Origin of the sequence: Arcobacter lacus (genome assembly GCF_003063295.1) — a bacterium.
In the GTDB taxonomy this organism is placed as follows: Bacteria; Campylobacterota; Campylobacteria; order Campylobacterales; family Arcobacteraceae; genus Aliarcobacter; species Aliarcobacter lacus.
Genome location: NZ_MUXF01000016.1, coordinates 106,396 through 119,531, shown reverse-complemented (window position 1 = coordinate 119,531; position 13,136 = coordinate 106,396). Strand labels below are relative to the sequence as shown.

13 protein-coding genes are annotated in these 13,136 nt (G+C 28.4%); 8 read left to right on the top strand and 5 right to left on the bottom strand.

Features of this window, described 5'->3' with window-relative positions:
- Position 1: 1 nt before the first annotated feature.
- The 8 genes from lpxC to ribD are packed head-to-tail and all read left to right on the top strand — an operon-like array spanning position 2 to position 7,035.
- The gene (gene lpxC / locus B0175_RS08340) at positions 2 to 910 is read left to right on the top strand and encodes a UDP-3-O-acyl-N-acetylglucosamine deacetylase (protein ID WP_108528141.1); all 909 of its coding nucleotides are present in this window, start codon (positions 2 to 4) and stop codon (positions 908 to 910) included.
- Positions 911 to 912: 2 nt separating this feature from the next.
- Positions 913 to 1,365, top strand: a complete 453-nt coding sequence (locus B0175_RS08335; protein ID WP_108528140.1) for a hypothetical protein — start codon at positions 913 to 915, stop codon at positions 1,363 to 1,365.
- 14 nt (positions 1,366 to 1,379) lie between these two features.
- Positions 1,380 to 2,261 carry a homoserine kinase gene (gene thrB, locus B0175_RS08330; protein ID WP_108528139.1) on the top strand — a complete coding sequence of 294 codons (882 nt, stop codon included), beginning with the start codon at positions 1,380 to 1,382 and terminating at the stop codon, positions 2,259 to 2,261.
- Positions 2,262 to 2,297: 36 nt separating this feature from the next.
- A complete protein-coding gene (locus tag B0175_RS08325) occupies positions 2,298 to 2,585 on the top strand; it encodes a YlxR family protein (RefSeq protein WP_108528138.1) in 288 nt (95 codons plus the stop codon).
- On the top strand, positions 2,560 to 5,229 hold the full coding sequence (infB, locus tag B0175_RS08320) for a translation initiation factor IF-2 (RefSeq protein ID WP_108528137.1): 2,670 nt from the start codon (positions 2,560 to 2,562) through the stop codon (positions 5,227 to 5,229). The genes B0175_RS08325 and infB overlap by 26 nt, the downstream gene beginning before the upstream one ends.
- A gap of 1 nt (position 5,230) precedes the next feature.
- The gene (gene rbfA / locus B0175_RS08315) at positions 5,231 to 5,590 is read left to right on the top strand and encodes a 30S ribosome-binding factor RbfA (RefSeq protein WP_004510931.1); all 360 of its coding nucleotides are present in this window, start codon (positions 5,231 to 5,233) and stop codon (positions 5,588 to 5,590) included.
- Positions 5,587 to 6,015, top strand: a complete 429-nt coding sequence (gene rimP, locus B0175_RS08310; RefSeq protein WP_108528136.1) for a ribosome maturation factor RimP — start codon at positions 5,587 to 5,589, stop codon at positions 6,013 to 6,015. The genes rbfA and rimP overlap by 4 nt, the downstream gene beginning before the upstream one ends.
- Before the next feature lie 15 nt (positions 6,016 to 6,030).
- On the top strand, positions 6,031 to 7,035 hold the full coding sequence (ribD, locus tag B0175_RS08305) for a bifunctional diaminohydroxyphosphoribosylaminopyrimidine deaminase/5-amino-6-(5-phosphoribosylamino)uracil reductase RibD (RefSeq protein WP_108528135.1): 1,005 nt from the start codon (positions 6,031 to 6,033) through the stop codon (positions 7,033 to 7,035).
- 11 nt (positions 7,036 to 7,046) lie between these two features.
- Here the strand turns inward: ribD and efp are convergent, their stop codons facing one another.
- The 5 genes from efp to aroA all read right to left on the bottom strand — a co-directional run bounded on the left by efp (position 7,047) and on the right by aroA (position 13,132).
- A complete protein-coding gene (gene efp / locus B0175_RS08300) occupies positions 7,047 to 7,607 on the bottom strand; it encodes an elongation factor P (RefSeq protein WP_108528134.1) in 561 nt (186 codons plus the stop codon).
- Between the two features lie 12 nt (positions 7,608 to 7,619).
- Positions 7,620 to 9,206 (bottom strand): phosphoglycerate dehydrogenase, encoded by a 1,587-nt coding sequence (gene serA / locus B0175_RS08295; protein ID WP_108528133.1) that lies wholly within the window; start codon positions 9,204 to 9,206, stop codon positions 7,620 to 7,622.
- Positions 9,207 to 9,218: 12 nt separating this feature from the next.
- Positions 9,219 to 10,871, bottom strand: a complete 1,653-nt coding sequence (locus tag B0175_RS08290) for a 30S ribosomal protein S1 (protein WP_108528132.1) — start codon at positions 10,869 to 10,871, stop codon at positions 9,219 to 9,221.
- 66 nt (positions 10,872 to 10,937) lie between these two features.
- Positions 10,938 to 11,774 carry a 4-hydroxy-3-methylbut-2-enyl diphosphate reductase gene (locus tag B0175_RS08285; RefSeq protein WP_108528131.1) on the bottom strand — a complete coding sequence of 279 codons (837 nt, stop codon included), beginning with the start codon at positions 11,772 to 11,774 and terminating at the stop codon, positions 10,938 to 10,940.
- Between the two features lie 80 nt (positions 11,775 to 11,854).
- Positions 11,855 to 13,132, bottom strand: a complete 1,278-nt coding sequence (gene aroA, locus B0175_RS08280) for a 3-phosphoshikimate 1-carboxyvinyltransferase (protein ID WP_108528130.1) — start codon at positions 13,130 to 13,132, stop codon at positions 11,855 to 11,857.
- Positions 13,133 to 13,136: the final 4 nt, after the last annotated feature.

The window sequence follows — 13,136 nt, the reverse complement described above, 5'->3', positions numbered from 1 at the left end:
AATGAAACAAAGAACAATAGCAAAAAATGTAGATATTGTTGGAATAGGACTTCATAAAGGTGTTCCAGTTAAAATGAGACTAGAACCATTAGATAGTGATATGGGAATCATCTTTTATAGAAGTGATGCTGGTGTTACAATTCCAGTAAAAAAAGAGTTTGTTGTTGATACAAAAATGGCAACAGTTATTGGAAAAGATGGAGTAGTTATTTCTACAATAGAACATCTTTTATCAGCTATTTATGCTTATGGTATAGATAATTTACGAATAGTATTAGACAATGATGAAGTTCCTGTACTTGATGGAAGTTCTGCTGGTTATTGTATGCTTATTGAAGAAGCTGGAATAAAAGAGTTAGAAAAAAGTAAAAAAGCTATAAAAATCAAAAAAGAGATTGAAATCACAACAGAAGATGGAAAAAGAGTAACTTTAAAACCATCAGATAGAATAGTTTATGATTTTGAAATAAATTTTGAACATCCTGCTATTGGAAAACAAAAGTTCCATTTTGACTACTCAATTGAAGAATATAAAAATAATATTAGTCGTGCAAGAACTTTTGGATTTTTACATGAAGTACAATATTTAAGAAGTATAGGATTAGCACAAGGTGGTTCTATGGAAAATGCTATTGTACTTGATAAAACAAAAGTTTTAAATCCAGAAGGTTTAAGATTTGATGATGAATTTGTTAGACATAAAATCTTAGATGCAATTGGTGATATGGCACTTTTAGAATATACTTTAGTTGGTGAATATGATGCGGTTGCTGGAAGCCATCATTTAAACCATTTATTAACTAAAAAACTTTATGAAGATGAAGCAAACTATGAAATAATTGATTTAGAAGAAGCTAGTAGTGAAGCTAGTGTATTTGAAATGGCTTATTCAAAAGTTGAAAGTTTATAAAATTGATAGAAATTTTAGTTATAACTATTTCAAATCCTTTATTAATAGGAATTTATGAAAATAAAAAACTAATCAAAGAGTATAAATTAGATGGTAAAACAAGTGATGTTTTACCGACTCTTTTTCAAAAACTTTTAAATGAATACCAAATAGAAAAAATAATCTATGTTAACACACCTGGTTCTTTTATGGCTATTAAAGTAGCTTATATATTTTTAAAAACCGTTTGCCTTACAAAAAATATAGAATTTAACTCAATAAGTGGATTTGAATTCAATAATAATTCACCAATAAAAGCTTTAGGTCAAAAATACTTTATAAATGAAACAAATAACCTTAAAGTAGATTTTTTAGAAAAAGATTGTATAATCTGCGACTTTAAATTACCTATGTGTATAGAAAAATATAATTTTAATAAAGAAACGCTGCCAATTTATAATTTACCAGCTGTTTAAAGGAAAACTCCATTATGAAAGTAAGCGTTCCAGCTACGAGTGCAAATTTAGGACCAGGATTTGATTGTTTAGGTCTTGCAGTATCATTAAAAAATCAAGTAATTATTAGACCTTCAAAGTTTCATAGTGTATCATTAAAAGGTGAAGGTGCAAACAATCCAGCACTTAAAGATAATAATATGTTTATCTCTATTTTTAATGATTTTTATCAAAATTTATCTCATAAAAAAAGATTTTTTAGATTTGAATTTCAAAATGAAATTCCTTTATCAAGAGGTTTAGGAAGTTCTTCTGCTGTTATTGTTTCAGCAATTGCAAGTGCTTATGCAATAGAAGGAATAAAATTAGAAAGAGATAAATTATTGAATTTAGCACTTGCTTATGAAAGTCATCCAGATAATATAACTCCAGCAGTTATGGGTGGATTTAACGTTGCTTGTGTTCAAGAAAATGAAGTAAAATATATAAATAAAGCTATTCCAAAAAGTTTAAAAGCTGTTATTGTTGTACCAAATAGAGCTATTTCAACTGCCATGTCAAGAAAAGCTTTACCATTTAAATATTCAAAAGAAGATACTATTTTTAATATTTCTCACTCTTCACTTTTAACAGCTGCTTTTATGAGTGAAAATTGGGAAATGTTAAAGCATGCTTCTAATGATCAAGTTCATCAAAAATATAGGATGAAACAAATGCCAGAACTTTTTGATGTACAAAAAACTGCTTTAAAAGAAGGCGCTTTAATGAGTACATTATCAGGTTCAGGTTCAACTTTATTTTCAATGGCATACACTGATGACAGTAGAAATCTTGAAAAAGCTTTAAAAAGTAAATTCCCACATTTTAGAGTTTTTGTCGTTGATTTTGATAATACTGGTGTGAAAATAGAACTTTGATATTTTTTGCAATTAAGTATACTTTGGATATAATGCTTGGCTAATTTAAAAAAAATCTTAAGAACTTGTATTTTCTGTAAAGGGAAGTTTGAGCAAAAAGAGTTATTGAGACTTAAATGTAAAGATAAAAAATTGTCCTCTTATGACAATTTAGGAAGAAGTTTTTATATCTGTGAAGCTTGTATTTTGAAATTTCAAACTATAAATGAAAAAGATTATAAAAAATATGAAAAACCTCTTTGTAAAGAGTGTAAAAATAAAGATGAGTATGTTATACAACTTAAGGAGATTCTAACAGATGTCAGATACAGTAAGAGTTTATGAAATTGCAGAAGAAGCAGGTGCAAGTAGCCAAGATGTTATTGCAAAAGCTAAAGATTTAGGAATAGAACTTAAATCTCCTCAAACAGCAGTTTCTTATGAAGATGCAGAAGAGATCACAAATTATATGATGACAGGAAAAAGCAAAAAGCTAGTTAACAAACCTGCAAAAGTAAAAAAAGTAATAAAAAAAGAAGAAGAAAAAAAAGTAGAAGTTGAAGTTAAAACGCAAGAAGAGAATATAGAATCTATTCCAAAAATTGAAAATGAAATTAAAAAACCAGAAGTAAAAAAAGTGGTGATTTCAAAGCCAATTTCAAAAACTCCTCAAAAATCTGAAGAAGAATCTGAAAATATAGAAAATCCAAATAAAATTGTTCCAAAAAGAAAAGGTCTAGTTATTATTAAGAAAAAAAGACCAAAAGAAGAAGAACTAGAAGAGCAACAAGCTATAACAGAAAATCAAGCTAAAAAACAAATGAAATCATTAAGTGAAATACTTGGTGGAACAGATGATGAAGAAAAATCATATAATGAACCAAAAAATAAAGAAAATGATGATATAAGAAAACAAAAAGTTAAAAAAGAGAAGAAAAAAACTCTTATAAAAACACAAGATCATGGTAAAAAACTTGATGTTGATAGAGAATATTCAGATGAATTTTCAAGCAGTGAAGATTCACTTTTAGGTGAAGAAATTGTTTTATTAGATATGGATTTAAGCGATTCTTATAAAATATTCGATGAACCAAAACCTCAAAATCCTGTAAACCAATCAAGAAGTTCAAAACCAGCTGCATTTGGAAATGTTCCTCAAGGTTTAAAAAGAGGAAAAAGAAAAAAAAGAATCGTTAGAACTCAAGAAAAAGCTGAAATCACATCAGTTACAATTCCTGAAGATATCAGAGTTTATGAATTTGCAGAGGCTTGTGGTAAATCTCCAGCAGAAGTTATTACAGTTTTATTTAGTTTAGGAATGATGGTTACAAAAAATGACTTTTTAAAACAAGATGAATTAGAAATTCTTGGTGAAGAGTTTGGAATTGAAGTAACAGTTAAAGATGCTTTAGAAGATGTAAATTATGTTGAAACTTATAATGATGAAGAAGATATTGATACATCATCATTTGTAACAAGACCTCCAGTTGTTACAATTATGGGACACGTTGACCACGGTAAAACTTCACTTTTAGATAAAATTAGAAGTTCAAAAGTTGCTGCTGGTGAAGCTGGTGGAATTACACAACATATTACATCTTATACAGTTACTAAAAATGGTCAAGAAATTACATTTGTTGATACTCCAGGTCACGCAGCTTTCTCAGCTATGAGAGCAAGAGGAGCTAACGTAACAGATATTATTATTATCGTTGTTGCAGCTGATGATGGTGTTAAAATGCAAACAGAAGAAGTTATTTCTCATGCAAAAGCAAGTGGTTGCCCAATTATCGTTGCTATGAATAAAATGGATAAAGAAACAGCAAATCCAGATATGGTAAAAGCTCAAATGGCAGAAAAAGGTCTTACTCCTATTGATTGGGGTGGAGATATAGAATTTATTGGAGTTTCTGCTAGAACTGGTGATGGAATTGAAGATTTACTTGAAAATATTTTATTACAAGCAGAAATTTTAGAATTAAAAGCTGATCCTACTGCAAAAGCAAAAGCAACTGTTATAGAAGCTAGCTTAGAAAAAGGTAGAGGACCAGTAGCTAATGTTATTGTTCAAAATGGAACTTTAAGAATTGGTGATAATATAGTTTGTGATACTACTTTTGGTAGAGTAAAAGCAATTACTGACGATAGTGGAAAACCTGTTAAAGAACTTGGATTAAGTCAAACAGGTACTGTTTTAGGATTAAATGAAGTTCCAACTACTGGTTCTGTTTTAGTTGCTATGGATACAGAAAAAGAAGTAAGAGAAATCGCAACAACAAGAGCTGAACATGCACGTGCAAAAGAGTTATCAAAATCTACAAAAGTTTCTTTAGAAGAGATGAGTGGATTAATTGCCGAAGGAAAAATCAAACAATTACCAGTAATTATCAAAGCTGATGTTGGTGGTTCATTAGAAGCAATTAAAGGTTCTTTAGAAAAAATAGCAAATGATGAAGTTAAAGTAAAAGTTGTTCATGCAGCTGTTGGTGGAATAACTGAATCTGATTTAGTACTAGCAGGAGCTAGTGGTGATTGTATTATTTTAGGATTTAATGTAAGACCAACTGGTTCAGTAAAAGCAAAAGCAAAAGCTGATGGAGTTACAATCAATACTTACTCAATTATTTATGATTTAATTGATGATGTTAAAGATGCACTTTCTGGAATGATGAGTGCAGTAATAAGAGAAGAAAATACTGGTCAAGCTGAAGTTAGAGATACTTTCGTTGTTCCAAAAGTTGGAACAGTTGCAGGATGTTTAGTAACTGATGGTAAAGTAATCAGAGGTGGTCATGCAAGAATTATTAGAGATGGTGTTGTTACATATACTGGTAAAATTTCATCTTTAAAAAGATTTAAAGATGACGTTAAAGAAGTTGCTAATGGTTATGAATGTGGAATTATGTTTGATAAATTTAATGATATTAAAGTTGGAGATTTTATTGAAACATTTATTCAAATTGAAGAGAAAGTATCAGTAGACGATTAAGATGAAAAGTATAAATCTTCAAAGAACAGAATCACTTTTAATGGAATTAATTCCTCAAGCATTATCTAATTTAGATGATGAAAGAATTAATTCTTTACCTATTACAGGTGTAAACTGCAAAAATGGTAAATATGATGCAATAGTGTATTTTGATGGTAGTGATTTTGATAAAGATGAAATAAAAGCTATTATTTCTTTATTAAATAGAGCAAATGGTAGAATAAAAAGCGATGTATTAGCAAGTACAAGTTGGTATAAATGTCCTAATTTTACTTTTGTAAATGATACTAGTTTAGAAAAGTCAAAACATATTGAAGATTTATTTGCACAAATTAGAAAAACAAAAAGTAGTGAAGAATGAGTTTAGAAGAATCAATAAAATTAACAGTTGAAAGTCTTGGTGCTAAGCTATATGACATATCAACTCTAAGAGAACATGACAAAAATATTTTTAGAGTTAGCATAACTTGCGAAGGTGGAGTTAATCTTGATAAATGTGCAGAAATTTCAAGAATGTTATCTCCAATTTTAGATGTTGAAGAACCTATGAATGGTGAATATCTTTTAGAAGTTAGTTCTCCTGGAATTGAAAGAAAATTGAAAAAAGTTGATCATTTTCATGCTTCAATTGGAGAAAAAGTAAAAGTAAAAAATTTTGCAACAGAAGTTTTCAAAGGAGAGCTGGTTTGCGCAGATGAAGAAAAAATTGTAATTAAAACTGAATTTGGGAACGAAGAATTAACTTATGATAATATCTTAAGTGCTGCAACTTATTTTGAATGGTAAAAATAGAGTCAAATTATGAAAATTGATGATAATTTTTATATGAGACTTGCCATTGATGAAGCTTGGAAACATCAACTTTTAACTTATCCTAATCCTGCTGTTGGCTGTGTTATTGTAAAAAATCAAAGATTACTAGCTGTTGAAGCACATAAAGAAGCTGGTATGCCTCATGCTGAAGTAAATGCTCTTAAAACTGCTTATTTAAAAGATAATCCAAATAGTATTTTAAAAACAAAAAATTCATCTTTTGATATTCACCAATATTTATTACAAAATCATAATGGTTTTTTTAATGATTGTGAAATATATGTAACACTTGAACCTTGCAATCATATAGGCAAAACTCCTTCTTGTGCAAACCTTTTAAAAGAGTTAAAACCCAAAAGAGTAATTATTAGCGTAAAAGATCCTAATAAACAAGCAACAGGAGGCTTAGAAACGCTTAAAAATGAAAATATTGATGTTACATTAGGCATATTAGAAAAGGATGGTTTAAATCTAATTTTACCATTTATCTCTTGGCAAAATAAATCTTGTATTTTTTTTAAAATGGCACAAACATTAAATGGAAGTATTGATGGAAAAATATCTTCAAATAGAGCTTTAGCATATGTTCATACATTAAGAGATAAGATTGATTTACTTGTTATTGGTGGAAATAGCGTAAGAATTGATAAACCAACACTTGATACTCGATATATTCAAGGAAAAAATCCTGATATATTTATATATAGTAAAAATAAAGTATTTGATACTAATATCCCTTTGTTTAAAATTCCAAATAGAAAAGTCTTGATAAGTGATGATTTATATAAATTACTTGATTATAAATTTATTATGATAGAAGGCGTATATAATCTACTTGATAAATTAAAAGAAAGAATCGATTTTTTTATTTTAATAATAAGTCCAAAAATAAGAAAAGGACAAAATGCTTTAAATGAAATTGATTTAGATTTTGAAATAATTCATGAAAATTTTATTGGAAAAGATAAGATAGTTTTTCTAAAAAGAAAATAGTAGCTTTGCTACTATTTTACTTTTTCTAAGTATTCACCTGTTCTAGTGTCAACTCTGATTACATCACCTTCTAAGATATGGAAAGGAATTTGTACAACAGCACCTGATTCTAAAGTAGCTGGTTTTCTTCCACCTTGAGAATCACCTTTAAAGTTTGGTGGAGTATCAATTATTTTAAGTTCAACAACCATTGGTGGTTCAACAGTAATTGCTTTTCCGTTAAAATACATCATATCTACTTGCATTCCATCAATAATCCAATCAAATGCATCACCAACTTGCTCGTAAGTTAATCCTTCTTGTTCATACGTTGATGTATCCATGAATTGTAATAATTCACCATCATCATATAAAAATTGCATTTGTTTTTGTTGTAAGTTTGGAACTTCACATTTATCACCTGCATGGAAAGTTTTTTCAATAACTTTTCCATTTAAAAATGATTTTATTTTACATCTAACAAATGCTGCACCTTTACCTGGTTTTACGTGTTGGTATTCTGTAATTTTATAAGGAACTCCATCAACTTCGATTTTTAATCCCTTCTTTAATTCGCTCATTCCTATTGCCATATATTTCTCTCCTTAAATTTCTGCATAAGCTACTGCTACTGTAGCTTCTAAGTTGTCAAGATTTTTTATTATTTCTGAAGTTACTTTTTCATCAATTAAAGCAATAGCTAAAGCTATACCATCTTTCCCTCTTGATAATCTAAAATCAGCAATATTAATTTTGTTATCACCTAAAAGTTTTCCAACTGTACCAATAACACCTGGAATATCTTTATTTTTCATAATAATCATTTTACCTTTTGGATCAACATCAATTGCAAAACCATCAAGTTCAATTACTCTTTGAACATCATCTGCAAAAACTGTTCCAGATATAGTTTTGATACCATTTACTGTAGTTATTTTTATTGTTACTTTATTTTTATAACCACTATGATTTGCTAAAGCAGAAACTGATAAATCTATACCTTTTTCTTTTGCTATAAAATTTGCATTTACATAGTTTACTTCACTTCCACAACTAACTGCTAAAATGCCTAAAGTTGCAAAAGTTTGTAAAGAGTCTAAATAATCAGCTAATTCACCTTCAGCTGAAACATTTATTGATCTAATTTCACTTTTACTAATTTGAGCTAATAAAAATGCCATTTTTTGAGTAAGTTCAATATATGGTTTAACAAAAGGTGGTATTTTACTCTCATCAATTGGTAAATTTAAAGCATTTGGATAAGCAATTCCTCGTGCACTTTCAATAGCATTATTTGCTGCTTGAATAGCAATTTCTTTTTGAGATTCTTTTGTATTTGCTCCTAAGTGAGCTGTTACAGTTATATTTGGTAAATCTAATAAAGGATTTGAAGTTGCAGGCTCTTTTTTAAATACATCAATTCCAGCCATTGCAATTTTTCCTGATTTTAGGTTTTCATATAATGCTTCTTCATTATATAATCCACCTCTTGCACAATTAATTAAAACAACACCATCTTTCATTTTTTTGATTTCATCAAAACTTATCATATCGATAGTTTCTTTATTTTTTGGTGTATGAATTGTAATAATATCACAAGCTAAAATATCTTCAAAATTTGTTGTATATTTGATACCTAAATCAGTTGCTTTAGTTGAAGGAATATATGGATCGTAAGTAATTACTTCCATTTCAAATGATTTAGCTCTTAATGCAACTCTATGACCGATGTTACCAAAACCAATAACACCTAATTTTTTACCATAAAGTTCATTTCCATACCAGTCTTCTCTTTTCCAAACTCTATCATTTTTTAATTGATTATGAGCATAAGGAAATTTTCTCATACAAGATAACATATGCGTCATTGTTAATTCAACTGCCGCTATTGTGTTTGCAGTTGGAACATTCATAGCAATTATTCCTCTTTTACTACAACCATCAATATCAACATTATCATAACCTACTCCAGCTCTAATTAGAGCTTTTAGATTAACAGCGGCATTTAAAAACTTTTCATCAACATCAGTTGAAGATCTTGTAATTGCTACGTGAGCATCTTTTATAACATTTAATAATTCTGTTTTATCAATATCTGCTGCATATACATAATTTACATCGTCAGTATTTTTTAAAATCTCTAAACCAGCTTCATGTATATGGTCACAAACTACAATTGTATGTTTACTCATTTTAAATAATCCCTACTTTATTTGATCTTTTATAATATCACCTAAAGTCATAGATGTATCATCATTTACAGATTTTAAAACTTCTCTTTCTTGTTGTTGTTCTAATCTTCTTACAGATAATCTCACTCTATTCTTTTTAGTATCAATATTTATAATTACAGCTTCAATTTCATCACCATTTTTTACTTCATCAACTTTTAATGGCCCAAAATCTTCATTTCTAATTAATCCATCAAGATTATTTTCTAATTTTATAAAAATACCAAAATCTTTTATATCTTTAACTGGACCTTTTACAATATCACCTAATTTATAAGCATCTTGAAATCTTTTTGCTGGAGAATCAGAAATATCTTTGATTGAAAGAGAAATATTTTCTTTTTCTTTATCAATTTTTATAATTCTTACTTCAACTTCATCACCTTTTTTAAATAATGATTTACATTTTGCATTTGGTTCCCATGAAGCTTCTTCGTTGTGTAATAATCCATCAACATCACCAATATTTACAAAAGCTCCAAAGTCAGTTAAAGTTGCAATTTTACCTTTAATAACATCTCCAACTTTATGTTCATTTATAAATTTAGTAAATGGTTTTTCTTGAAGATTTTTTAAAGATACTCTTAATCTTTTTTGTTCAACATTTAATTCAATAACTTCAACATTGATTTCATCACCAATAGTTAAAAGTTCTTTTGGATTTTTTAAGTTTTTATTCCACGAAATTTCAGAAATATGTAATAATCCTTCAATATCATTTCCTAAATCAACAAATGCTCCATAAGATTCAAAATTAGAAACTGTAACAGTAATTGTATCTCCAACTTCTAATTGATCTTTTATCTCTTTCCATGGATTTGAAAGAGCTGCTTTAATTGATAAACTTAAATGTTGTTTTGCTTTATCATAAGCTAATACTACAACTGAAACTTCATCACCTTCATTATAATAATTTGCAGGATTAACTGGACCTTTATAAGAGATTTCATTGTAGTTTACTAAACCATCAATTCCACCTAAATCAACAAACATTCCATAAGAAGTTATTTTTTTAATAATTCCATTAATTGCTTCTTTTTTCTCTAAAATTTCTGCAACTTTATTGTCTTTTACACTTTTTGATTCTTCAATTAATTTTTTTCTTGAAACAATAATTGAATTTTGAGCTTTGTTAACTTTTATAACTTTAGCTTTTACAGTTTTTCCAATAGCACCTTGAGTTTTTAAATAAGATTGTGCCATTGGCATAAAATATTCACAACCAGCAGCGTCTTCAATTACAAAACCACCCTTTTGTTTAACTGAAACTATTTTACCTTCGATTGTAACATCTTCAAAATCTTCACCGTGAGTTTTTACAAAATTGTCAAATTTTTCTTTTTGAAGAACTTTTTTATGTGAAATATTAGGTCTTTCACCTTTATTTCCCATTAACATAACAGGAATTACATCACCAACATTATATTTTACTTGACCGCCAATTGTAATTTCAGAAACTGATAATTGTCCTTCAATTTTTTGACCAACATCAACTAAAACTCTATCGTTAGAAATTTCAACTATTACACCATCAACTACAGAATTATTTTCCGCATTCTCAAAAGACTCATTAAGCATTTGCTCAAAATCAAAGTCTTCACCTAAATCTATATCTTCGATACCCATATTATTCCTTCGTATTTACCAGTTTTATTAAATGGGACGATTATACAAAAATTTGACTTAAATCTCTTAGTTGACTGATTTGATTTTATCTATAACCTGTTTTATAATCCAGTCTGGTGTACTCGCACCTGCTGTTACTCCACATAACTTTTTATTAAAAAACCAAGCGTCTTTTAACTCATTTTCATTTTCAATTAGATAAGAATCTGAACAATTTTCTAAACAAATTGAATGAAGCTGTTTTGTGTTTGATGAATTTTTTCCACCAATTACAATCATAACATCTGCTTCTTTTGAAAGCTCTCTTGCAGAGTCTTGATTTTCGAAAGTTGCATCACAAATTGTATTAAAAACTCTAACTTCTTTGTTTTTTAAAATTAATGCATTTACAATTTCAAGATATTTTTCTTTTTTTCTTGTTGTTTGAGCAACTGTAGCAATTTTATTATTTTTAAAAGTAATCTTGTCTAAATCTGCTACTTCCAATACAATATGAACATCCTCTTGATCTTCACCATATGATTGTACACCTTTTACTTCAGGGTGTTCTGCATCACCAAAGATAAGAATAGAATATCCTTCACTTGACATTTTTTTTACTATTTGTTGAGGAGTTGTAACAAAAGGACAAGTTGCATTTATTATTTTTGCATCCAATGCCTTTAAATTTTTTAAATCATTTTTTGGTATTCCATGAGTTCTAATAATTACTGTATCATTTTGTTTTACATCACTTAAATTTGAATATAAACCAACATTAAATGAATTTTTTAATCTATTTATTTCATCTTGATTATGAATCAAAGGTCCCATTGTACTTGAATTTTGGTGTTCTTCTGCTATTTTTATTGCTCTTTTAACGCCAAAACAAAACCCATAATTAGATGCTAATTTTACTTCCATCACTTACCCTTAAAATTGTTCCAATTTTTAGGAACTTTTATTTAGTCATTTCTTTCTCTAAAAAAAACAACGAATTGTTTTTAATATAATGAGTCCAAAATCTCTTTAAAATTTGGGAAAGATGTTTCTATACATTGAATATCTTCAATATCCATATCACAGTTTAATCCAGCAATTGCAAAACTCATAGCAATTCTATGGTCTCCATGTGAATCTATAACTGCTTTTTGTAAAGAACCACCAACTATTTCATAACCATCTTCAAATTCTGTAAAATCAACTTTACAAAGCTTTAAATTATTTACTACACTTGAGATTCTATCGCTTTCTTTTACTCTTAACTCTTTTGCATTTGAAACTTTTGATTTGCCTTTTGCTAAACTCATAGCAATTGAAAGAGCTGGTAATTCATCAATCAACCAAGAGATATTTTCACTTACATCAACACCATTTAGTTCGTTGTTAATTACTTCGATATCACCAATTGGTTCATAAACATTCTCTTTTTCAATAAAATTTACAATTGCACCCATTCTTTTTAAAACTTGATATGCTTCAACTCTTGTTGGATTTAATGTTACATTTTTAATTAAAACTCTTGATTTTGGAGTAATAGCTGCTGCAACTGCAAAGAAAAATGCTGAACTAGGGTCAGTTGGAACTGTAATATTTAAAGGTTTTAAATGACCATTTAAAGGATGAATATTTATAAAACCATCATTATCATACTCTAAAGTTGCACCCATTCCATTTAACATTCGTTCTGTATGATCTCTTGTTAATTCATTTTCTTTGTATTTTGAAATTCCATTTGCTCTTAAAGCTGCTAAAATCATAGCTGATTTAACTTGTGCTGAATCAACAGGAGAATGATAAGTAAATGGTTTAAGCTCTTTTACACCTCTTATAAAAAGTGGTGCTTTATTTCCATTTTCTCTTCCATCAATAAGTGCACCAATACTTCTTAAAGGATCTGCAACCCTTTTCATTGGTCTATTTCTTAGATACTTATCACCAGTTAAAATAAAACTTCCATCAACACTTGCTAATAGACCACAAAATAGTCTCATTGCTGTTCCAGAATTTCCACAATCAAGAACATCAGATGGTTCAGTTAAAGTTGAAGTGGGAGTTATCTCAACATAACTTCCATCTCTTTTGATTTTTGCTCCAAGTTGCTCAACAATGCTTAAAGTATTTAAAGTATCTTCTGCTGTTAAATAATTTTTTATATATGAAGTTTGATTTGAAAAAAGTGAAAACATAGCACATCTGTGTGATATTGATTTGTCACTTGCTATTGAATCTATTTCAATATTGAATGGCTTTGTCAATTTTTTGATGTTAAATTTTTCCACTTTT